The organism is Micromonospora cabrerizensis, from assembly GCF_022230955.1.
In the GTDB taxonomy this organism is placed as follows: domain Bacteria; phylum Actinomycetota; class Actinomycetes; order Mycobacteriales; family Micromonosporaceae; genus Micromonospora; species Micromonospora cabrerizensis.
In genome coordinates, this window is sequence record NZ_JAKKFI010000106.1 from 1 (window position 1) to 22,118 (window position 22,118).

19 protein-coding genes, 1 pseudogene and 1 riboswitch are annotated in these 22,118 nt (G+C 74.4%); of the genes and pseudogenes, 7 read left to right on the plus strand and 13 right to left on the minus strand.

Features of this window, described 5'->3' with window-relative positions; translation table 11 throughout:
• Positions 1-137 precede the first annotated feature (137 nt).
• From LADH09A_RS27850 to LADH09A_RS27885, 8 genes and pseudogenes are all read right to left on the minus strand, one after another.
• A complete protein-coding gene (locus LADH09A_RS27850; protein WP_238648634.1) occupies positions 138-1,289 on the minus strand; it encodes a cobalt-precorrin-5B (C(1))-methyltransferase in 1,152 nt (383 codons plus the stop codon).
• Positions 1,286-2,131, minus strand: a complete 846-nt coding sequence (gene cobM, locus LADH09A_RS27855) for a precorrin-4 C(11)-methyltransferase (protein ID WP_238648635.1) — start codon at positions 2,129-2,131, stop codon at positions 1,286-1,288. The genes LADH09A_RS27850 and cobM overlap by 4 nt, the downstream gene beginning before the upstream one ends.
• Positions 2,128-2,907: a precorrin-2 C(20)-methyltransferase gene (gene cobI / locus LADH09A_RS27860; protein WP_238648636.1), complete on the minus strand. Its 780-nt coding sequence runs from the start codon at positions 2,905-2,907 to the stop codon at positions 2,128-2,130. The genes cobM and cobI overlap by 4 nt, the downstream gene beginning before the upstream one ends.
• Entirely contained in the window at positions 2,904-4,268 is a 1,365-nt protein-coding gene (locus tag LADH09A_RS27865; protein ID WP_238648637.1) for a cobyrinic acid a,c-diamide synthase CobB, read from the minus strand. Before LADH09A_RS27865 ends, cobI begins: the two co-directional genes overlap by 4 nt.
• Entirely contained in the window at positions 4,262-4,873 is a 612-nt protein-coding gene (gene cobO / locus LADH09A_RS27870; RefSeq protein ID WP_238648638.1) for a cob(I)yrinic acid a,c-diamide adenosyltransferase, read from the minus strand. The genes LADH09A_RS27865 and cobO overlap by 7 nt, the downstream gene beginning before the upstream one ends.
• A 56-nt stretch (positions 4,874-4,929) precedes the next feature.
• Positions 4,930-7,229, minus strand: a pseudogene (locus LADH09A_RS27875) (VWA domain-containing protein).
• Positions 7,226-10,894: a cobaltochelatase subunit CobN gene (gene cobN / locus LADH09A_RS27880; RefSeq protein WP_238648639.1), complete on the minus strand. Its 3,669-nt coding sequence runs from the start codon at positions 10,892-10,894 to the stop codon at positions 7,226-7,228. The pseudogene LADH09A_RS27875 and the gene cobN overlap by 4 nt, the downstream one beginning before the upstream one ends.
• A 133-nt stretch (positions 10,895-11,027) precedes the next feature.
• Positions 11,028-11,177: a hypothetical protein gene (locus tag LADH09A_RS27885; RefSeq protein ID WP_238648641.1), complete on the minus strand. Its 150-nt coding sequence runs from the start codon at positions 11,175-11,177 to the stop codon at positions 11,028-11,030.
• A gap of 25 nt (positions 11,178-11,202) precedes the next feature.
• Positions 11,203-11,379: riboswitch (cobalamin riboswitch) on the minus strand.
• A gap of 408 nt (positions 11,380-11,787) precedes the next feature.
• Here LADH09A_RS27885 and LADH09A_RS27890 point away from each other — a divergent pair.
• On the plus strand, positions 11,788-12,411 hold the full coding sequence (locus LADH09A_RS27890) for an MBL fold metallo-hydrolase (protein WP_238648643.1): 624 nt from the start codon (positions 11,788-11,790) through the stop codon (positions 12,409-12,411).
• 11 nt (positions 12,412-12,422) lie between these two features.
• Here the strand turns inward: LADH09A_RS27890 and LADH09A_RS27895 are convergent, their stop codons facing one another.
• Positions 12,423-12,758: a hypothetical protein gene (locus tag LADH09A_RS27895; RefSeq protein ID WP_238648644.1), complete on the minus strand. Its 336-nt coding sequence runs from the start codon at positions 12,756-12,758 to the stop codon at positions 12,423-12,425.
• A 100-nt stretch (positions 12,759-12,858) separates the two neighbouring features.
• Between LADH09A_RS27895 and LADH09A_RS27900 the strand changes: the two genes are divergently transcribed.
• From LADH09A_RS27900 to LADH09A_RS27915, 4 genes are read left to right on the plus strand one after another with little or no spacing between them, the layout of a single operon-like run.
• Complete coding sequence (locus tag LADH09A_RS27900; protein ID WP_372492365.1) at positions 12,859-13,470, plus strand: RNA polymerase sigma factor; 612 nt, start codon at positions 12,859-12,861, stop codon at positions 13,468-13,470.
• Entirely contained in the window at positions 13,463-14,173 is a 711-nt protein-coding gene (locus LADH09A_RS27905; RefSeq protein ID WP_238648645.1) for a hypothetical protein, read from the plus strand. Before LADH09A_RS27900 ends, LADH09A_RS27905 begins: the two co-directional genes overlap by 8 nt.
• 25 nt (positions 14,174-14,198) lie before the next feature.
• Positions 14,199-14,780 carry a hypothetical protein gene (locus LADH09A_RS27910; protein WP_238648646.1) on the plus strand — a complete coding sequence of 194 codons (582 nt, stop codon included), beginning with the start codon at positions 14,199-14,201 and terminating at the stop codon, positions 14,778-14,780.
• 23 nt (positions 14,781-14,803) lie between these two features.
• Complete coding sequence (locus tag LADH09A_RS27915) at positions 14,804-15,469, plus strand: hypothetical protein (RefSeq protein ID WP_238648647.1); 666 nt, start codon at positions 14,804-14,806, stop codon at positions 15,467-15,469.
• 110 nt (positions 15,470-15,579) lie between these two features.
• On the opposite strand, the gene LADH09A_RS27920 is transcribed toward LADH09A_RS27915, so the two are convergent.
• Complete coding sequence (locus LADH09A_RS27920; RefSeq protein WP_238648648.1) at positions 15,580-16,476, minus strand: aldo/keto reductase; 897 nt, start codon at positions 16,474-16,476, stop codon at positions 15,580-15,582.
• 127 nt (positions 16,477-16,603) lie between these two features.
• The gene (locus LADH09A_RS27925; RefSeq protein WP_238648649.1) at positions 16,604-17,833 is read right to left on the minus strand and encodes an MFS transporter; all 1,230 of its coding nucleotides are present in this window, start codon (positions 17,831-17,833) and stop codon (positions 16,604-16,606) included.
• Between the two features lie 160 nt (positions 17,834-17,993).
• Between LADH09A_RS27925 and LADH09A_RS27930 the strand changes: the two genes are divergently transcribed.
• Both LADH09A_RS27930 and LADH09A_RS27935 read left to right on the plus strand, forming a co-directional pair.
• Positions 17,994-18,980, plus strand: coding sequence for a LacI family DNA-binding transcriptional regulator (locus LADH09A_RS27930; protein ID WP_238648650.1), 987 nt, complete (start codon positions 17,994-17,996; stop codon positions 18,978-18,980).
• Between the two features lie 100 nt (positions 18,981-19,080).
• Positions 19,081-19,779 (plus strand): alpha/beta hydrolase, encoded by a 699-nt coding sequence (locus tag LADH09A_RS27935; protein WP_238648651.1) that lies wholly within the window; start codon positions 19,081-19,083, stop codon positions 19,777-19,779.
• Positions 19,780-19,968: 189 nt separating this feature from the next.
• Here the strand turns inward: LADH09A_RS27935 and LADH09A_RS27940 are convergent, their stop codons facing one another.
• On the minus strand, positions 19,969-21,093 hold the full coding sequence (locus LADH09A_RS27940) for an FUSC family protein (protein ID WP_238648653.1): 1,125 nt from the start codon (positions 21,091-21,093) through the stop codon (positions 19,969-19,971).
• A gap of 341 nt (positions 21,094-21,434) precedes the next feature.
• Positions 21,435-22,064, minus strand: coding sequence for a TetR/AcrR family transcriptional regulator (locus LADH09A_RS27945; protein WP_238648654.1), 630 nt, complete (start codon positions 22,062-22,064; stop codon positions 21,435-21,437).
• Positions 22,065-22,118 lie beyond the last annotated feature (54 nt).

Consider the following 22,118-nt stretch of genomic DNA (forward strand, 5'->3'; position numbering starts at 1 on the left):
CCCGACGACCAGCCCGGCGGCGGCCAGCACCGGCGCGAGCGCCGGGTGCGGTGGGCTGCCGGTGGCGTCCAGCCCGACCACGGTCACGCCGGTCGCCAGCGTCGCCGGCGTCATCGGGCCCACCGATGTCGCCCGCGTCATCGGGGCCACCGGCCGGATGAGGCGACGACGTGCGAGCCGGCGAAGTCGACCATCGCCACGTCCACGGTGACCGTGGGCCCGGCGAAGCGCCGCAGCACCTGGCGGACCCGCTGGCAGAGCAGGTCCCCGGCCGGGGCGAGCAGCCCGGCGGCCTCCCACAGCTCGTACGCGTGCCGCCCGGTGTTGGCCTCGGTCACGGCGGCGACGAGCGATTCGTCGCCACCGGCCTCGGCGGTCACGGCCCCGAGCAGGGACAGGTCCACCTTGGAGCGCGTGTAGTGCGTCATCAGCACTCCGGCGGCGAGTTTGGCCAGCTTGCCGGCCATGCCGACGAAGACGACGCCGGTCATTCCGTCACCCACCGCGGCGGTCACCGCGGCCCCGGTGAAGTCGCCGACCTCGACGAAGCAGACCTCGGGCAGGTCGGGCAGCAGCGCGCGGGCGGCCCGCTCGGTACGCCCACCGGTGCAGAGCACCACGGTCGGCTCGCCCTGGGCGGCCATCACGTGCACGGCCTGCACGACGCTGGCCCGCCACGACGCGGTGGAGAACGGGCGCACGATGCCGGTGGTGCCGAGGATCGAGATCCCACCGAGGATGCCAAGCCGCCGGTTGGTGGTCTTGCGGGCCATGATCTCGCCCCGGGGCACGCTGATCACCACGCGTACGCCGACCTCGCTGAGGTCGACCACCTCGGCCACCGCGTCGCCGATCATCCGGCGGGGGGTGTCGTTGATCGCCGGGCCGCCGACCGCGAGCCCGAGACCGGGCTTGGTGACCGTGCCGACGCCGGCACCACCGGCGAGCCGCAGACCGGGGACGTCGGTCCAGTCCACGGTGGCGGTCAGCTCGGCCCCGTGGGTGACGTCCGGGTCGTCCCCGGCGTCCTTGACCACCACCGCCTCGGCGCGCACCGGTGGGGTGCCGGTCACCTCGCAGCGTTCCACCGGGAAACGCACCCGGCGTCCGGCGGGCAGCCCGATCTCCACCTCCTGTTGGGTCGTGCCGGTGACCAGCGCGGTGATCGCGGCCTTGGCCGCCGCCGTCGCGCAGGCGCCGGTGGTCCACCCGGTACGCAGCGCGGTGGGCCGCACCCTCGCGGTCCGTGGCAGGTCCGGCTCGCGCAGGGGCGGCTCGGCGTACGTCATGGTGTGTGCCCCGGTGTGGCTGTCCCCCCGGTGCGGGCGCCGGCCTGGCGGCGCAGCTCGGCACGGGCGGCCGGCTCAGCCCGCCGGAAGGTGTGGAAGTGCCCGGGGTGGTACAGGTGCGAGCGGGTGCCCTCGGCGGCGAGGGCCGGCCCGACGAGGAAGAGGGTGTGCTTCCACAGCTTGTGCTGCTTGACCGTCGCCTCCAGGGTGCCGACCGTGCAGCGCACCACCAGCTCGTCGGGCCAGGTGGCCTGGTACGCGACCACGGCCGGGGTGTCCTCCGGGTAGCCGCCGGCCAGCAGCTCGGCCTGCACCTGCCCGGAGCGGGCGGCGGAGAGGAACAGCGCCATCGTGGTGCCGTGCCGGGCGAAGTCCCGGACCCGCTCGCCGGGCGGCATCGGGGTCTTGCCACCCTCCAGGCGGGTGAGGATCACCGACTGGGCCACCTCGGGCACGGTCAGCTCCCGCCCGACGATCGCCGCGACGGCGGTGAACGAGGAGACCCCGGGCACGATCTCGACGGCCAGGCCGAGTGCCCGGCACAGCTCCAGTTGCTCCTGCACCGCGCCCCACAGCGCCGGGTCGCCGGAGTGGATCCGCGCCACGGTCAGCCCCTGCTCGGCGGCCCGCTGGTAGAGCGGCAGCACGCCCTCGATGGGCAGCTGCGACGAGTCGATGATCTCCGCGTCGGGGCGGGCATGGTCGAGCACGTCGGCGTGCACCAGGCTGGCCGCCCAGATCACGATGTCCGCCTCGGCGATGACCCGGGCGGCCCGCAGGGTCAGCAGGTCCGCCGCCCCCGGCCCGGCACCGACGAACCACACCTTGCCGTCGCTGGTCACAGCTTTCCTCCTCGGTGGTCGCGGCGGGCCGGCACCAGCAGCGTCGACAGGTACGGCAGGTCGTGCTCGGCGTCGTCGACCGGGCCGACCCGTTCACCGGGCAGCCCGAGGCTGCGCCCGAGCACCGCGTCGGAGAGCCGGTCCTGTCGGCGCAGTTCGGCCAGCAGTTCCGGGTGCCGCCGCCAGCCCTTGTAGGCGACCACGGTGCCCGGCCCGGCCAGGGCGTCGGCGAAGAGCGCCAGGCCCGCGGTGGCCGGCAGCAGGGTCAGCGGTTCGCGTCCCTCGCAGAGCGGGGTGCCGCTGCGCGCCGCCAGTTCCTGCATGGCGGTGACCCCCGGAACGGTCGTCACCCGCACGGCCGGGCGCAGGGCGCGGACGCTCTGCGCCAGGTAGCCGAAGGTGGAGTAGACGTTCGGGTCACCGATGGTGGCGAACGCCAACGACCGCGCCCCGGCGTCGATCGTCTCGACCACCGCTCGCGCCGCCTCGTCCCAGGCGGCTGCCCGGCGGGCGGTCACCCCACCCCGGTCGTCCAGGGCGAACGGCAGCCGGCGCAGCCGGTCCACCGCGACATAGGACCGCACGGTCGCCTCGGCCCGCCCGGCGTCCGCACCCGCTGGCGTCGCGGCGGCGGTCACCGTGGGTTCCACCCGGTCGGCCATCACGGGTACGAAGACGACGTCGGCCTCGCGCAGCACCCGCACCGCCTTGACGGTGAGCAGTTCCGGGTCGCCGGGGCCGACGCCCACCCCGGTCAGCGTGGTGTCGGCGCTCATCGGCACGCCTCGACGAGCCGGCGGGCCGCGTCGGGATGACCGGCCCAGTGGGTGTGCAGGTAGGAGGCATGCACCCGACCGCTCACGAAACCGTGCCGCGCGTCGTCCCAGCGCCACGCCGGCCGGTCGCCGTGCCCCGGGTCGGTGGTGGTGCGGTGGAACTCGTGACCGCGTACCGGCTCGCCGGCGCGGGCCACCGGGGAGTCGCTGACCGCCACGGCCTCGCGGTAGCCGAGGGTGAGCCGGCCGGTCATCCGGGCGGTCAGGTCCAGCCGCCCGCACATCGGTACGTCGTCCAGGGACCGCCCGAGGTAGAGCAGCCCGGCGCACTCGGCAACGACCGGCCCGTCGAAGTCGGCCAGCTCGGCGCGGAGCGTGGTGTTGCCGGCCAGCGCCTGGGCGTACGCCTCGGGGAAGCCGCCGCCGATGACCACCGCGCGGGTGCCGGCGGGCAGTGCCGGGTCGCGCAGCGGGTCGACGGTGCGCACGTCCGCGCCGGCGGCGGTGAGCAGCTCTGCGGTCTCCGCGTACGAGAAGGTGAAGGCCGGGCCACCGGCGAGCGCGACGACTGGTCGCTCGGCGCCAGCCGGCCCGCCGACGGCGGCGACCGGGTCCCAGGCGGGGGTGGTCAGCGGTGCGGCGGTGCGGGCCAGGTCGAGCACGGCGTCGAGGTCCACGGTGGCCTCGACCAGCTCGGCGAGTGCGGTGACGATCGCCAGGGACTCGGGGGCCCGCTCGGCGACCGGGACCAGCCCGAGGTGCCGGGCCGGCGCGGCCACCTCGGCGGCGCGGGTGACGGCCCCGAGCACCGGTACGCCCACCTCGGCCAGTGCGTCGCGCAGCAGGGTCTCGTGCCGGGGCGAGCCGACCCGGTTGAGGATCACCCCGCCGATGCGGACGGCCGGGTCGAAGGCGGCCATGCCCAGCGTCAGCGCGGCGGCCGAGCGGCCCTGCGCCGTGGTGTCCAGCACCAGCAGCACGGGTGCCCCGATCAGCCGGGCGACGTGTGCGGTGGAGGCGTAGTCGCGGCGGCCGACGGCGCCGTCGTGCAGGCCCATGACGCCCTCCACCACGGCGATGTCGGCGGGCGTGGGCACGCTCGCGCCGTGGCGCAGCAGACCGGCGATCCGCTCGACGCCGACCAGGAACGGGTCGAGGTTGCGCCCGGGCCGGCCGGCGGCGAGGGCGTGGTAGCCGGGGTCGATGTAGTCGGGGCCGACCTTGTGCGGGCTGACCGTCAGGCCGCGACGGCGCAGCGCGGCCAGCAGCCCGGTGGCGATGGTCGTCTTGCCGTGGCCGCTGGCCGGTGCGGCGACGACGACCCGGGGCAGCGGCCACGGGTCGGCGGTCGTGGTCACCACTCGATGCCCTTCTGGCCCTTCTGGCCGGCGTCCATCGGGTGCTTGACCTTGGTCAGCTCGGCCACCAGGTCGGCGGCGGCGACCAGGCGCGGGTCGGCGTCGCGGCCGGTGATGACGACGTGCTGGAAGCCTGGCCGGTCGGCCAGGGTGGCGACCACCTCGTCGACGTCCACCCAGCCCCACTTCATCGGGTAGGTGAACTCGTCGAGCACGTACAGCCCGTACCGCTCGGCGGCCAGGTCACGCTGGATCTGCCGCCAGCCCTCCAGGGCGTCGGCGGCGTGGTCGGCGTCGCCGCCGCGCTGGATCCAGGACCAGCCCTCACCCATCTTGTGCCAGGCCACCGGTGCGCCCTGACCGGTGCGCTCGTGCACCTCGCCCAGTGCCCGGAAGGCGTTCTCCTCCCCCACCCGCCACTTGGCGCTCTTGACGAACTGGAACACGCCGATCGGCAGACCGGCCGTCCAGGCCCGCAACGCCAGCCCGAAGGCGGCGGTCGACTTTCCCTTCATCCGTCCGGTGTGGACGATGAGCAGCGGTCGGTGCCGCCGCTGCCGGGTCGTCAACCCGTCGGCGGGCACCACGCTCGGCTGTCCCTGCGGCATCAGCACTCTTCCCTTCGCGCGATTCTGCGCCTGCGGTCGGTCATCGGTGCCCGTCGTCACGCCGCGACGGGAAGCGCGGTGTCGCGGGCGTCGGGGTGGGTGAGGGCGGCCAGCGGGTGATGGGGGGCGCCCAACTGGGTGGCCAGTCGACGTGCCAGGTTCAGCCGCACCGGGCCGGTCTCGCAGTCGACGACGACACAGGCCGCGCCGGTCGCCGCGAGCACTGCCGCGCCTGCCGCGGCGCGGTCCAGCGGGCGGGTGCCCGCCGTGGCCCGGCCGTCGGTGACGACGAGGACGAGCGGACGCCTCCTCGGGTCGCGCAGGCGCTCCACCCGCAGCAGGTCGGCGGCCGCCAGCAGCCCCTCGGCCAGCGGCGTACGCCCACCGGTGGGCAACTCGGCCAGCCGGGTCGAGGCGGCCAGCACCGACGAGGTGGCCGGCAGCAACGTCCGCGCGTCAGCGCCCCGGAAGGCGATCACCGCGACCTTGTCCCGCCGCTGATAGGCGTCGGTGAGCAGGGCGAGCACCGCGTCCTTCACGGCGGTCATCCGCTGCCGGGCACCCATCGAGCCGCTGGCGTCCACCACGAACAGCACGAGGTTGCCCTCACGCCCCTCCCGGACCGCCTCCCGCACGTCGTCCGGGCGCAACCGCAGCGGTCCGGTCAACCGTCCCCGGGACGCCTGGTGCGGCGCGGCGGCGCGCACCGTCGCCGGCAGGTGCAGCGCCCCGACCCGGCCCGTCGGCACCCGGGCCCCGGTGGTGCGCCCCCGCCCGGTGCGGGCCCGTGAGCGCCGGCCCGGCACCCCGTCACCCACGCCGGGCGCGGTGAGCACCCGGGCCGTCAGACCACCCCGGGGTACGGCCACCGGCTGCCCGTCCGCGCCGCCCCGGGTCGGGTCGTCGTCGTCACCCGCCGCCGATTCCCGGCCACCGCGCGGGCGCACGTTCTCGCCGTCACCGCCCCGGTCGTCCGCTGAGCGCTGCGACCGGCCGTCGTCGCCCCCCGCACCCGTCTCGCGGTGCGGCCAGCCGTCGGCGTCGTCCGGCGCGTCGGCGTGCCCGTCCGGGCCAGCGCCGTCACGTGCCGGTGAGTGCCCGGCCGGCTCGGGTTCGCCCTGGTCGGCACGGTCGTCACTGCCGTCACCGCCCTGCGGGCCGCTCCCGTTCGGACCACCACCACCGTTCGGACCGCCGCCACCGGCCGGGCCACCACCGCCGGCCGGGCCACCACCCTGCGGGCCGCCGTCGTCGGGGCCGCCGTCGTCCGGTTCGTCGGGGTGCGCGTCCTGGGCGCGCTGCAACGCCTCGTCCAGGCGCTTCTCGTCCAGCCCCGGTGTGTCGAACGGGTCGCGGCGGCGGCGGTGCGGCAGGGCCAGCCGGGCGGCCACCCGGACGTCGTCGATGGTCACCCGGTCCCGGCCGTGCCAGGCAGCGTGGGCCAGGGCGGTACGGGCGGTGACGATGTCGGCGCGCATCCCGTCCACGTCGAACGCCGCGCACACCTCGGCGATCTGCCGCAACGCGGCGTCCGGAAGCCGTACCCCGGGCAGCCGATCTCGGGCGGCGGCCACCTGGGCGGCGATCTCCGCGTCCGCGTCGGCCCACCGGGCGGCGAACCCGGCCGGGTCGGCGTCGGCGGCCAGCCGGCGGCGAACCACCTCGACGCGAACCTCCGGGTCCCGGCTGGCACCCACCTCGACGGTCAGCCCGAACCGGTCGAGCAACTGCGGACGCAGTTCCCCCTCCTCCGGGTTCATCGTGCCGACCAGCAGGAACCGGGCCGCGTGACTGACCGAGACGCCCTCCCGCTCCACGTGGCTGCGACCCATCGCCGCCGCGTCCAGCAGCAGGTCCACGAGGTGGTCGTGCAACAGGTTGACCTCGTCGACGTAGAGCACCCCCCGGTGGGCGGCGGCCAGCAGACCCGGCTCGAAGGCGCGTACGCCCTCGCCGAGGGCCTTCTCCAGGTCCAGCGAGCCGACCACCCGGTCCTCGGCGGCACCGACCGGCAGCTCCACCAACCGGGCGGGACGCGTCTCGGCGGCGGCGCCGGCCGGATGCGGGCCGTCCGGGCAGGCCGGGTCCGGCTCGGCCGGGTCACAACCGAAGCGGCAGCCGGCGACCCGGCGGACCGGGGGCAGCAGCGCGGCGAGCGCCCGGACGGCGGTGGACTTGGCGGTCCCCTTCTCACCGCGGACCAGCACACCGCCGATCGCCGGGGACACCGCGTTGAGCAGCAACGCCAGCCGCATGTCGGCCATGCCGAGCACCGCACTGAACGGGTAGATCGTCACTGTGCTTCCTTCGTTCGCGACTGCGGGGCTCGCAAAACCGGCTCACTCCTCGCGCTCACACCCGGTCCTCCAGGTCACCCTCGCTGGCCAGGTACGTGTCACGGAGCCGGTCCAGGGTGGCCGGCTCGGGCTTGGCCCACAGCCCCCGGTCGGCGGCCTCCAACAGGCGCTCGGTGATGCCGCGCAGCGCCCACGGGTTGGACTTCTCCAGGAACTCGCGGGTGGTGTCGTCGAAGAGGTACGCGGCGGCCAGGTGCTCGTACATCCAGTCGTCGACCACACCGGCGGTGGCGTCGTAGCCGAACAGGTAGTCCACGGTGGCGGCCAACTCGAACGCGCCCTTGTAGCCGTGCCGACGCATCGCGGCGATCCACTTCGGGTTGACCACCCGGGCCCGGAACACCCGCCGGGTCTCCTCACCCAACGTGCGGGTGCGCACGTCGTGCGGCATCGCCGAGTCACCCACGTACGCCTGCGGTGACGTGCCGGTGAGGTGACGGACCATCGCCACCATCCCGCCGTGGTACTGGAAGTAGTCGTCCGAGTCGACGATGTCGTGCTCGCGGGTGTCCTGGTTCTTCACCGCCACCGCGATCCGGGCGAAGGAGCGTTCCATGTCGGCACGCGCCTCCCGCCCGTCCAGGCCCCGGCCGTACGCGTAGCCGCCCCACACCGCGTACACCTCGGCCAGGTCGGCGTCGCTGCGCCAGGTCCGCGCGTCGATCAGCGGCAACAGGCCCGCGCCGTACGCCCCGGGCTTCGAGCCGAAGATCCGCGCGGTGGCCCGCCGCTCGTCACCGTGCTCGGCGAGGTCGGCGGTGACGTGCGCCCGCAGGAAGTTGTCCTCGTCCGGCTCGTCCAGGGCGGCGACCCGCCGCACGGCATCGTCGATCAGCGCCACCACGTGCGGGAACGCGTCGCGGAAGAACCCGGAGATGCGCACCGTCACGTCGACGCGCGGCCGGCCCAGCTCGGCGGTCGGCACCACCTCGATGCCGGTGACCCGCCGGGACCGCTCGTCCCACACCGGCCGGCAACCCAGCAGCGCGAGCACCTCGGCGATGTCGTCGCCCTGGGTGCGCATCGCGCTGGTGCCCCACACGGTCAACCCCACCGAGCGGGGGTACGCCCCAGTGTCGGCGAGGTGCCGGGCCAGCAGCGAGTCCGCGAGGGCCACCCCGACGTCCCAGGCGTTGCGGCTGGGGATGGCCTTGGGGTCGACGGAGTAGAAGTTGCGGCCGGTGGGCAGCACGTTGACCAGACCCCGGGTGGGTGAACCGGACGGGCCGGGCGGCACGAACCGGCCGTCGAGCGCGCCGAGGGTGTTGGTCAGCTCGTCGGTGGTGCGGTCCAGCCGGGGCACCAGCTCGGTGGCGGCGAAGTGCAGCACGGCGGCGACGTCGGGGATCGACTGGCCGGTCACCTCCACGACCACCGCGTCGACGGCCTCGGCATCCCAGCCGAGCGTCTCCATCCCGATGACCAACCGCCGGGCGAGCGCCTCGATCAGGTCGACGGCGTCGGCGGCGGTGGCGGCCGGCCCGTCCACCACGTCGGTCAGCGCCGTGGGCACCGCCAGTCGCTCTCCCGGTGCCGCGAGCAGCGCCTGCTCGTCGAGGGAGTACGCGACGGCGAGCGCCTGCCGCAGGCCGGGCAGCGCGCGGGCGCCACCCCAGATCTGGGGTGCGCGCAACACCGCGAGGACCAGGTTGACCCGGGGCTCAGCGGTCGGCGCGTCGGCGAGGATGTGCAGCCCGTCGCGGATCTGCACGTCCTTGACCTCGCAGAGGTACCCGTCGAGGTGCAGGACGAACTCGTCGAAGTCGTCCGCGTCGGGCATCGCCTCGGCGTGCAGGTCGTGGTGCAGCTCCGCCGCGCGCACCAGGTCCCAGATCTGCGCCCGCACGGTCGGCACCTTGGCCGGGTCGAGGGCCTGCACGGTGGCGTACTCGTCGAGCAGTTGCTCCAGTTTGGCCATGTCGCCGTAGGTTTCGGCGCGGGCCATCGGCGGCACCAGGTGGTCGATCACCACGGCGTGCGCCCGACGCTTGGCCTGGGTGCCCTCGCCGGGGTCATTGACGATGAACGGGTAGACCAGCGGCAGGTCACCGAGGACCGCGTCGGGCGCGCAGTCGGCGGCCAGGCCGAGGCCCTTGCCGGGCAGCCACTCCAGGGTGCCGTGCTTGCCCAGGTGCACCACGGCGTCCGCGCCGAAGCCACCGTCCGCGCTCGGCGAGGCCAGCCAGCGGTACGCGGCCAGGTAGTGGTGACTCGGTGGCAGGTCCGGGTCGTGGTAGATGGCGATCGGGTTCTCCCCGAAGCCGCGGGGCGGCTGGATCAGCAGCACCACGTTGCCGAAGCGCAGCCCGGCGAGCACGATGTCCCCGCCCTCGGTGTAGAGCTGGCCGGGCGGCTCACCCCAGTGTTCCCGCATCCGCTCGCGCAGCTCGGCCGGGACCTGGTCGAACCACCGCCGGTACGTCTGCCCCGGTATCCGGGCCTCGGCGGCGGCCAGCTGCTCCGGGGTGAGCCATTCCACGTCGTGACCACCGGCGGCGATCAGCGCGTGGATCAGCGCGTCGCCGTCGTCGGGCACCGGCGCGTCGCCCAGGTGGTAGCCGGCCTCGGTGAGCGCGGCCAGCAGCCGGACCGCCGAGACCGGGGTGTCCAGCCCGACGGCGTTGCCGACCCGGGAGTGCTTGGTGGGGTAGGAGCTGAGCACCACGGCGACCCGTTTGTCGGCGTTGGGCACGTACCGCAGCCGGGCGTGGCGCATGGCGATCCCGGCGACCCGGGCGGCGCGGTCGGCGTCGGCCGCGTAGACCGACAGCCCGTCGGCGTCGATCTGCTTGAACGAGAACGGCACGCTGACGATCCGGCCGTCGAACTCGGGGATGGCCACCTGCATCGCCGCGTCCAACGGGGACAGCCCGGCGTCGCTGCCGGCCCACTGCTCGCGGGTGCTGGTCAGGCAGAGCGCCTGGATGATCGGCACGTCCAGGGCGGCCAGCGCGCCGACGTCCCAGGCGTCCTCGTCGCCGCCCCCGGAGGCGTCCGCGGCGACCGCCCCACCGGCGGCGAGCACGGTGACCAGCAGCGCGTCGCAGCGGGCGAAGAGCCCGAGCGGGCCCGCGCCCGTGGTCAGGCCCCGCAGCGAGCCGCAGAAGATCGGCAGGGGGTTGCCGCCGGCTCTGTGGACCGCGTCCGCGAGGACGTCGACGAACCCGGTGTTGCCGGCCAGCGCGTGCGCCCGGTAGAAGACGATCCCCACGGTGGGCCGCTGCGGGTCGGTCGGGTGCTCGCCGTGCACGCCGTACGCCGGGGTCGGTGCGGGCGGGGCGAACCCCTCGCCGGTGAGCAGCACCGTGTCGGAGAGGAACCGGGCCAGCTGCGCCAGGTTGTCCGGCCCACCCTCGACCAGGTATGCCAGCGCCTGGGTGACGACCCCGGACGGCACTGTGGAGATGGCCATCAGCTCCGCGTCGGGCAGCGCCTCGCCGCCCAGCACGACCGTCGGCACGCCGGTGGCGAGCACCGCGGTGAGGCCGTCCGGCCAGGCCTGTCGGCCGCCGAGCAGGCGTACGACGACGAGGTCGACCCCGTCGAGCCTGGCGGGCACCTCGTCGGCGGCGACCCGGGCGGGGTTGGCCAGCCGGTAGTCCGCGCCGCTGGCGCGGGCGGCCAGCAGGTCGGTGTCGGCGGTGGAGAGCAGCAGGATGCGCACGGCAGGCTCCGGAGAGTGACGCCCTGGCCGGAGGTGACCTGGACGAGGCGGGTGGGTGCGGCGTCAGCCGGTACGACGGCGCGGCCGGCTCGCCGACGCGGGCGTCGGGGCCGGTCGGCGCCGGGCGCTCAGCTCAGCGCGACCGGTGGCCGACGCGGGCGACCTGGTGCACGCCGACGAGGCCGGCCCGGGACATGCGGGCCCGACCGGTCGTGGGTGCGGTGCGGCGTCCGCCGTGCGGGTCATGACGATGCTCGTCGATGAATGAGACGCCGTGCGTCATCGGGTCCTCCTCGGGTGTCCACGCCCTGGGGTACGTCCCGACGGCCGAAGTATCCTGGCTTCCGGATCGACGCTCTCCCCCGGCCTTCCAACCGCAGACACACGGCCGTGACTCACGAGGGGGGATCGCTCCCCGGTGACAGTGGCGGGACCGCGTCGGAATCGCACCGACTTCCTTCACTGCCGTCAGGCCGCGAATGCTGCCACACCGCCGCGCCGCCGGTCAACGCCGACCCCGGCGCCGCCAAGCGGGTGCCAATCATCAATCTTCACCGATTGCTGGGCCCCGAACCCGCGGGTCGCAATGCCCCGGGTCAATGCGCGACGACCTTTGCTCTGCATACCTGTGCGCACCGGTGACGTCGGCACCCGTCGCCTACAGGTATGCAGAGCAAAGGCTGCGCGCACCTGCCCTGGCCTGCGCCGATCACCCGGCGGGGCGGTGGTACTCGGCACCGTCACCTAGGATCGGCGAACGCCACGACAGCGTCCGCGCTCGATATCGGAGGTCGATCACCATCGTCGCCCCGCAGTTCAGCCACCTGGCGGGCCGTGTCTGGCTCTGCCCGGGCGACCCGGACCCGGAGGCGGTCCAGGCCGGCGTCGCCGTCGTGGCCGACGAGCGCGGCAGTGTGATGATCGACGCCGGGCAGAGCCCCGCCCACGCCCGCGAGATCCAGGCCGCGCTGACTGCCGCCGGGCTGCCGCAGCCGCGCTGGCTCGTCTACACCCACCACCACTGGGACCACGTCTGGGGCGCCTGCGCCTGGCCCGGGGTGGAGATCGTCGGGCACGAGACGGCCGTGCCGCTGCTGCGCGCCGAGGCCGCCCGACCGTGGAGTCACGACTACCTGGACGAGCAAATACGCGCCAATCCCCGCCTCGGCCCGAGCTTCCGGGCCCGGGCACGTGCGGTGGGGTCCTGGGCGGATTTCGCCATCCTGCCGCCGACCCGCGTCTTCGCCGATCTGGACGAGTTGCCGGTCGGGGTGGGGCTACGCCACGTCGGCGGCGGGCACGCACCGGACTCGACAGTCGTGCTGGTGCCCGACTCGGGCGTCATGCTGCTGGGCGACTGCTTCTACCCACCACCAGCGCACCTGCGCCAACCCGAGGACGGCCTCGACCTGGGCCTGGTCCGGCGACTGCTCGACGGCGCCTACCACTGGTACGTGTCCAGCCACGCCGAGCCGATGACGCTTGAGCAGGCCCGCTCCGCCGCCGAGGCTGCCTGAACAGACGAGCCTCAGCGGGCGTGCCGTTCCGGGTGGGCCCGGCTCCACGTGCGCATCCGTTCCGGATATCCGGTGCGCGCCGCCTCGTACAACGGCACCGCGTGCTTGCGGGCGATGGACCCCGCCGCCCGTGGCGTGCCGGTACGACGACGGATCCACTCGCCGTCGTGGGCGATCGCCACCACTGTGGTGTCCGTCGCGGTGGTCTCCGGCTCCAGGTAGAACTCCACCCCCCGCCGGCTGGCGACGAACTCCACCAGCGCCGCGAGGTCCTCGCGGGTCGCCTCCCGGTCCAGCTTCGTCGGGGTCGCCTCGGTGCCCCGCGACCGTCGGTTGAACCAGCTCATGACCAGCCCCTCTCCTCGACGCCCCTCCAGTGCAGCACCGAATCCTGGCAATACGCTGCACGCCGGATGGGAGAGAGCTGACCCGCGCCGAAAGAGACGGGTGGAACCACCGACGCGCGGGCGGTGTCATGAGTGTGATCCGAACGGAGGCCTCCCCCTGGACGACGACGCTCTCGTCACCCGCGCCCGGGCCGGTGACCTGGAGGCGTACGACCTCCTGGTCGCCCGGCACACCGCGTCCGCACACCGGACGGCGGTGCTGCTCGGCGCGGGGTCGGACTCCGAGGACGTCATCCAGGAGGCGTTCGTGAAGGCGTACCGCAAGCTGTCCCGTTACCGGGGCGAGTCGTCCTTCCGGTCGTGGTTGCTCGCGATCGTCGCCAACGAGACCCGCAACCTGCACCGGTCCCGGGGCCGACGCGACGGGCTGGTCCTGCGGGCCGCGGCGGCGGACCCGACGTCCGAGATCGCCGAGGACGGGGCGGTCAGCGCGGTCCTCGCCGGGGAGCGCCGCGCCTCGCTGGTCGAGGCCCTGCGTCAACTTCCGGTACGGGACCGCGAGGTGATCGTCTGCCGGTTCTTCCTCGACCTGAGCGAGGAGGAGACGGTGGCGGCGCTGGGCTGGCCTCGGGGCACGGTCAAGTCGCGTACGTCCCGGGCGCTGGCGAAGCTTCGCGGCCTGCTCGACCGCGAGGAGGTCCGGCATGGATGACCTCGAACGGGAGCTGCGCGACCTCTCCGCCTGGCTGGAGACCCCCGACGCTCCGGACGTGACCGCTAGCGTCCGCGTACGCCTCACCAGGCCGGCCCGCCGGTGGCGCCCGCTCGCCGCGGCGGCGCTCGTCGCCGTGGTCGTGGCGGTGGTACCGCCGACCCGTGCGGCGGTCGCCGACGCCGTCACGGGGCTGCTGCGCTTCGCCGGGGTCAGCATCGCCACCACGCCCACCCCGACCCTGCCCGGCGACACGCCGTCGCCGTTGCCCGGCCAGCGGACCCTCGCCCTGGACGAGGCCCAACGGGCGGTCCGGTTCCCGATCCGTCAACCGGCGCAGCTGGGCCCACCCGAGCGGGTGCTGGTCGCCGACCCCGACGCAACGGGCACCTGCCGGGTGGCGACGTTGCTCTACGACGGGGGCGCGCTGCGCATCGACGCGTTCGACGGTCGTCTCAATCTGGCCTTCCACAAGGAGGTCATGCCGCCCGGGGCAGCCTGGGTCCAGGTCGACGGTGACTTCGCCATCTGGGTCGACGGGCCACACGCACTGTCGTACGTGGACCGCGCGGGCGAGGTTCGCCAGGAGACCGCCCGACTGGCCGCCTCGACCCTGATCTGGCAGATGGGCGACGTCAGTTACCGGCTGGAGGGGGCCGTGGGCAGGGCCGAGGCGATCGAGATCGCCCGTTCGCTGCGCTAGGCCGGGAACCTGGCGGGCCCGGCCGGTGTCAGCACGGTACGACGAGTTGTCGACGCGTACCGGAAGGGGCGAGATGGGTTCCTGGGGCAGATGGGTGCTGGCATCATCGGTGGTCCTGTTCGCGGGGTGCACGACCACGACCAGCGGCGGGTCAGCCGCACCGACGAGCGCCGCCCCCACCACGGCGAGCGCCACGGCCGTCACGGCGAGCGCCACGGCCGGCTGCGCGGCGCGGGTCGAGACGGGGTCGCTGCCGGACTGGGCGGACGCCGGGTTCAGTGGGGACGCCCGGGTCCCGCACGTCTTCGGCGCGAAGGGTGACATCGTGGCGGTGCTGTTCGCCCATCCGCTACGGCACCACCGCAAGGACGGGTCGAACAACAAGATCCTGTGGGTGGCCCAGGCGGCCACGACCTCGCCCGACCCGACCGCACCGGCGACCCTGGTGATCACCGCGACGCTCGACGGCACCGACACGCGGGTGATCCGGGAGGTCCCGGGTGGGCCGGGTCCGTCGGTCATCGACCTGCCCCAGCCCGGTTGCTGGCGCCTCGACCTGCGCTGGTCCGGGCACACCGACACGATGGACCTGGTCTACGCCCCCTGACGTCGCGCCCTAGGCTGCCGGGCGTGCTGAACGACGCGCGGGCGGCGGCCCGCAACAACGCCGAATGGTGCGACATCGTCTGCGCCAGCCACGGGCTGACCGGCCGTACCGACGCCGAGGCCTGGTCGGTCCCCCGCCGCTCGCCACCGTGGTACCCGGACGCGGTCACCCTGCGGCCGGGCGTCGACGCCGAGGCCCTGCTGGCGCGGATCGACGCGGGGGCCGGCGCGTCGGTGAAGGACAGCTTCGCCGACCTCGACCTGTCCGGGTACGGATTCCGGGTGCTCTTCGACGCCCAGTGGATCCACCGCCCTCCGTCGCCTCCACCGGTCGACGCGCCGCTCACCCCGGTCAGCACCCCGGACGAGCTGGCGGCCTGGGCAGCGGCACACGGTGGTGGGGACCTGTTCCGCCCCGCGCTCCTGACCGACCCCCGGGTACGGGTGCTTGCCCGCCACGACGACAGCGGCGTGATCACCGGCGGCGCGGTGCTCAGTGGCGGCGACGGTGGGTACGGCGTCTCCAACCTGTTCACCAGCACCGACGACCCCGAGGCCATCTGGCGCGCGGTGTGCGCCACCCTGCCCACCGCATCCCTGGTCGGCTACGAGGAGACCCCGGACCTACCCCCGGCCCGACAAGCAGGCTTCCTCCCGACAGGCCCCCTCACAGTCTGGCTGAACCCCTAACCGGCCCCTCCTCCTGCCCCGTTGATCATGAAGTTAGCGACCTCCGCACCGGCGTGTCGCGCCACTAACTTCATGATCAACAGGGAAGGGCGGGGCCGGGGGGGGTGGGGTCAGGTCAGGTTTTTCAGATCTTCGGGGGTCAGGGTCAGGGCGCCCGCCGCCATGTTCTGCTCCAGGTGCGTCGGGTCTGCGGTGCCGGGGATGGCCAGGACGTGTGCGCCCTGGTGCAGGGTCCAGGCCAGGCGTACCTGGTGCCCGGTGACGCCGTGGGCGCGGGCGACGGCCTCCACGGCCTCGCTCTGCGCGGCGCTCGCGCCCGCCTCCCGGCCGGTGCCGGCCAGCGCGAAGAACGGCACGTACGCGATACCCCGTTCACCGCAGGCCCGGACGAACGCGTCCTGCTCGCGGTAGGCGTCCACGCCGTAGTTGTTCTGCACGCAGACCACCGGTGCGATGCCCGCCACGTCGTCCAGCTGCTCGGGCCGGACGTTGGACAGCCCGAGGTGCCGGATCAGCCCGGCGGCACGCAGGTCGGCGAGCGCGCCGAATCGGTCGGCCAGCGGCACCGCACCCGGCCCTCGACCCAGGCGCAGGTTCACCACGTCGAGCTGGTCGCGGCCGAGCCGACGCAGGTTCTCCTCCACCTGGTCGCGCAACTGGGCCGGAGTGAGCGCCTCGGTGAAGCCCGTCTCCGGGTCGTACCCGAAACCGACCTTGGTGGCGATGACCAGGTCCTGCGGGTACGGGGCGAGCGCCGCGCGGATCAGCTCGGTGGCGTAGCGGGCCGGGCCGTCGCCGACCCGCAGGGTGCCGCCGGGCGAGACGTAGAACGCGGCCGTGTCGATGTGGTTGACGCCCAGCTCCACGGCACGGCGCAGCAGGGCGACAGCCCGGCCGGTGTCGGGGTTCGCGGTGATCCGCATGGAGCCGAAGCCCATCCGGCGCACGGTGCGGTCGCCCAGGGTCCAGGTGCCCGCCGCGGCGGCGGTGATCTCGTCGGTTGGCATCGGGCGACCATAGCCAGCCCGGGTACGCGGCGCAGTCGGCCGCGCACCCGATACCACTCGGCGGCACCGTGGGTTAGATTTTGTGTGCTGACGGAGCCGGTTCGACGGTGTGGCAGCTCCGCCACGGTCAGCTCGGCGGGCGCAGCACCCGCACCAACAGCAGGGTCGGCAGCAGCAGCAGCGGCACCACCAGCAGCGCGCGCAGGGTGCCGACCTCGTCGCCGAGCAGCCCCAGCAACGGCGGCCCACCCAGGAACGCGGTGTAGCCGATCACCGCGACCACACTCACCCGCACCGGCGCGTGTGCCTCCTCGTCGGCCGCCGCGCTCATGCCCACCGGGAAGCCCAGCGACGCGCCCAGGCCCCAGAGCGCGACGCCGACGATGGCCACCGGGCCGGAGCCAGCCAGAACGGCCAGGGTGGCACCGACCACGGCGAGCCCGATGGTGCCGCTGAGCACCGGCACCCGACCCCACCGGTCCAGCGCGACGGTGCCCGCGGTGCGCCCGATGGTCATGCCCACGACGAAGACACCGAAGACCGCCGCGCCGGCGGCCTCGCTCAGGTCCCGACCGTCCACGAACGCGACGGCCAGCCAGTCGTTGGCGGCACCCTCGGTGAAAGCCGCCACCAGCACGAACAGCCCGATCAGCAGGGTGCGCGGCTCCCGCCAGGCGGCGAGTTGCGCCCGCCGACGGGCCGCCGGTGTGGCGTCCGCCGGGTCGCCGGTGTGATCGCTGCCCACCGGCAGGAACGTCCGGGCGGCGAGCGCGGTGCCGGTCAACACGACCACCGCCACCGCGACGAGATGCGCGCCGACCGACACGTCGAACCGGGCCGCCCCGGCGCCGAGCGCCGCACCGGCCACCGACCCGAGGCTCCACCCGGCGTGGAAACGGGGCATGATCGTACGGCCCAGCCGCCGTTCCACCGCCGCGCCCTCGACGTTCATCGCCACGTCGCAGGCGCCGGAGCCGTAACCGAGGGCGACCAGTCCCAGGGCGACGATGGCGAACGACCCGGTCATCGTGGCGCCCAACCCCGCCACGGTCAGGCCGACCGCAACCACCACGGTGGCCATCGTGACGGTGCGGGCCGCACCGAACCGCTGGGCGAGCAGGCCGGAGGTGGGCATGGCCAGCAGCGCGCCGACGCTCATCGCCAGCAGCAGCAACCCGAGCCGGCCGGCGGAGAGGTCCAACGCCTCGCGGACCGCCGGCACCCGGGAGAACCAACTGCCGACGGCCAGCCCGTTGAGGGTGAAGGTGACCGCCACGCCGTTGCGGGCGAGCAGCACCGCCCGTGTCGGGGGTGGTGCGGTGGCCGGGGCTGCGGGACGGCTGGTGGGGGCGCTCACGGGGTCAGGTCCTCTTCCTCGGGGTGATCTGCTGGCACGATCGCACACCTGAGAGCGCTACCACCACAACCGGCAACCGCCCCTTACCGTCCCGGGACCGGCCGGGGCATGATGTGAGCTGGCGTTCGTCTCACCTGACGGGCCGCCGTGGGAGGCGACGATGACGGCAGCGGCACACCGACCGGCCACTCTCGAGGACGTAGCGCGCGTCGCCGGGGTGTCCCGGTCAACGGCGTCCCGGGTGATCGCCGGCACGGGCTTCGCCTCGCCGGCTGCCCGGGAACTGGTCACGGCGGCCGTCGACCAGCTCGGCTACATCCCCAACCCGGCCGCCCGGGCGCTGGTCCGCGGCGGCGGCGTACGAATGGTCGTGGCTGTCCTGGGCACCAGCGCGGCGGTGCTGGAGGACCCGTACGTGCACCAGGTGGTGGGTTCGGTCGCCCGGGTGTGCACTCCCGCCGGGGTCGGGGTGGCGCTGCACTGGCTGCCGCTCGGCGACCCACGCGGCCTCGACCAGCTCGACGATCGCAGCGTGTGCGGGGTGATCCTGGTCAACACCACCGAGGCCCTGCTGGAGTCGGTGCCCCGCTCGCTGCACGGCCGGGTGGTCTCGATCGGCGTCGGCTCCGCGACCGTCCCGTCGTTCGACGTCGACAACGGCGCCGGCTCCGAGGCGGTGCTGCGCCACCTGTACGCGACGGGTCGCCGGCGGATCGCCATGGTGACCGGCCCCCGGTGGCTGCCCTGCGCGCAGCGCCCCGTGCAGACGTACCGCCGACTCATGCGCCAGGCCGGGCTGCCGGAGCGGGTGCTACCCGGAGACTTCACGGCGGCGCGCGGTCGGGCGGCGGCCGGCGAGGCGCTGCGTCAGTGGCCGGACCTCGACGCCATCTACTCGATCAGCGACGACACCGCGCTCGGGGTGATCGCGGGCCTGCGTGACGCAGGTGTGCAGGTGCCCGGCGACGTCGCGGTGGCCGGCTTCGACGACATCCCGCTGGCCGGGCTGACGGCTCCGGCGCTGACCACGGCGAGCCACCCGGTTGGGCGCATCGCCGCCGCCGCGGCCACCGCCCTGCTGGACGGACGTCCGGCAGCACCGGTGACCCTCTTCCCGTCCGCCCTGGTGGCCCGGGCCAGCGCCTGACGGTGGCGGTGACGGTTGCCGACGGTTAACCCCGGACGGGTCGGGTAACCGCGTCGGACGTTTCGTCGACCGTTTCGTGGACCGCGACAGGTGGTGGCCCGTGCCCGACTCCGCGCCGCCGTACCGGAGCCCGCAGGATCCCCGGCACGGCCGGTTGACCGCCCGCCGCCACCCGCCGGTGGTGCCGGGGCCGACCGGGCTCGTGCCCATGAAAGGCCCCGACGGCGACCAGCTGGCGATGGTGTACGCCCCGGAGCCGGCCGCCGACGGATCGGTGTACCGGCTGGTGCTGCTCCTGCACGGTGCGGGCGGCTCGGCGCGGCAGGGGCTGGACCTGCTGCTGCCCGTCGCGGACACGCGTCACCTGCTGCTGGTCGCCCCGCAGTCGTCGGCGGCCAGCTGGGACCTGATCGCCGGCGGCTTCGGCGCGGACGTGGCGCGCATCGACGGGCTGCTGGCGAACGTCTTCGACCGCTACCCGGTCCAGGACGTCACGTTCGGCGGCTTCTCCGACGGCGCCTCGTACGCGCTGTCGCTGGGTCTGGCCAACGGCGACCTGGTCGACGCGGTGCTGGCCTTCTCCCCCGGCTTCGCCGCGCCGCCGGTCACCCACGGCCACCCACGGATCTTCATCTCGCACGGCGTCGACGACCGGGTGCTGCCCATCGACGTGTGCAGCCGCCGGCTCGTCCCGCAGCTGCGCGACCGCGGCTACGACGTCACGTACGAGGAGTTCCCCGGCGGTCACGAGGTCACCACCCCGATCCGCGACACCGCAACCGCCTGGCTGACCACCTGACCCAACCCCAACCCTGCCCCCGGCCCCCGGTCGCCCCGTGTCCCCGGTCCCCGGTCCCCGGTCCCCGGTCGATCATGGAGTTGTGGTGGGCAATTGAGGGTGACACGTGGCTTTTGTAAGGCACCACAAGTCCATGATCGACCCGGGCGGGGGGCGCGGGGGGCGGGGGGGGCGGGGGCGGGGCGGGCGTTAGATTGCGGGAAGGCCGAGGGCCTCGTCGACGCGGGCGAGGACGGCGGCGTCGTCCTCGGGGTTGACGCCGCGGAGCAGGTCGATGGCCGTGGCCCGAACCTGACCGATGATCATCGCCAGGGGGAGGGTCTGCGTCGAGCCGAAGAGCAGCCCGGCGGTGTGCACGGCGGTCAACGCCGACTCGTCGGCCCGGGCGGCGTGCTGGTCGGCGGTCTCGTCCTGTCCCGTCAGGTCGGCGGCGAGGGCGGCACCGGCCTCGCGGACCGCCTCGGCCAGCGACCGCAGGGCCGCGCCCAGCTCGGGTGGCGCCGGGGCGTGCATCCGGCTCAGTGTCACGCCGGCGCGGGCCAGCACCCGGACGTTGCGTACCGCGTAATCGATCTGCCGGATCGACTCGTCGACCGACTTCAGCCGACCGATGTGGCGGCGGCGGCGGACGTTGAGCCGCAGCGCCTCGCCGGCGGCCAGCACTCCGTCGCGCAGGCCGTCCACCCGGGCGTCCATCCCCCGGGCCTGCGTGAGCGCGGCGACCGCCGCGGCCTCGTCGCGGTGGTCCAGCGCGTCGGCGATCCCGCCCAACAGCCCGGCCAGCTCGTCGAAGGTGCGGCGGACCTCGGCGACCAGCGGCGCGAGAGGGTGACGGGCGTCGACCAGCAGACTCACCGCGAGCGCGACCGCGCCACCGATCAGCGCGTCGACGAAGCGGAACGGCACCAGTGTGCCGTCCGGTGGTGCGACCACCACCAGGTAGAGCGCGGACACCGCGGCCTGCACCAGTGTCACGCCGGTGGCGCCGAAGGCCACCGCGAGGAGCACGGTGAGCAGGATGACGGTGAACACCGTCCAGGTGCTGCCGGGGCCGAGCGCCTGCACCACCAGGTCCGCGACGAGCACCCCGGCGGCGACCCCGAGGACGACCTCGACGGCCCGGCGGATGCGCTGCCCCCGCGCCTGACCGAGAACGATCAGCGCTGCGGCCGGCGCGAAGAAGGGCTGCGGATGCCCGAGCAACCGGGTCGCCAGCAGCCAGGCGACCGTGGCAGCGACGGTTGCCTCCACCACCGGTCGCCAGCCGTGCCGCACCCGCCCGCCAGCCGTCCGCAGGCCGCTGAACCGCACCATCACCGAACCTTCTCCCCCGCATCGACCGGACCAGCCGCAACCGGACCCGGTACCCGGCTGCCTACCCACGGCGCCCCGCCGCCAACCTACGACGCCCGCCATCACGCGAGGACGCCCACCACCGACCCGCCGCGCCCGCCGGCAGCCCGCCGCACCGCGCCTCCCGCACGTCCTTTGGAGCTGATGTCGTCAACGCATCGCAGGAGCGATGTCGCAAGCGATTCAGCTCCATAGCGCCAGCCCACCGCGGTACGTCGCGCAACCGACGGCACCGACGGATCGTCTCCCATCACGCGACTGACCACTGATCACCGGCCGGAGCCGGCCCGGTCAGCGTCCGGTCAGCGTCCGGTCAGGGCGCGCAGCAGCGTACGGACCGCGGCGCCGAGGTCGGCCCGGCTGGCCGCGCTGCCGGGCGGTGGGGCGGTGAGCGCGCCCGCGCCGACCAGCCGGTCGAAGAGCAGCCCGTCCACGAACGCGACGAACTGGTCGCCCTGCCGGTCCGGGTCGGTGGCCCCGGCCCGGGTCAGCAGGTCCCGGGCCTGCACCCGCAGGCCGGTGCCGTGTTGCAGGATCCCGCGCAGCTCGGGCCGGTGCACCGCTTCCAGCAGACAGGCGTAGCGGGCCAGGGTCCGGCTGCGACCGGCGCTCAACCACCGGTCGAGCACCTCGGCGACGCCGGTGGCGAGCGCGTCGAGGTCGTCGGCGTCGAGCCGAGGGGCGGGGGTCGGGGGCGGCGGCCCGGTGGGCAGGTCGTGTGCCTCGAGGTCGCCGCGGTCCCGCTCGGCGAGCCGTCCCACCACCGCCTCGATCAACGCCTGCCGGGTCCGCAGGTACGCGGAGGTGGTGCCGGGTGGCATCCCGGCGCGGCTGTCGACCGCCCGGTGGGTCAGCGCCCGCATGCCACCGTCGGCGATCAACTCGATGGCCGCGTCGGTCAGCAACGCGATCCGGTTCGTCCGGGCCGTCACGGCACTCCCCCTTCTCGGTGGTCCGCAGGTAGTATCACTCTTCTACAGGTGTAG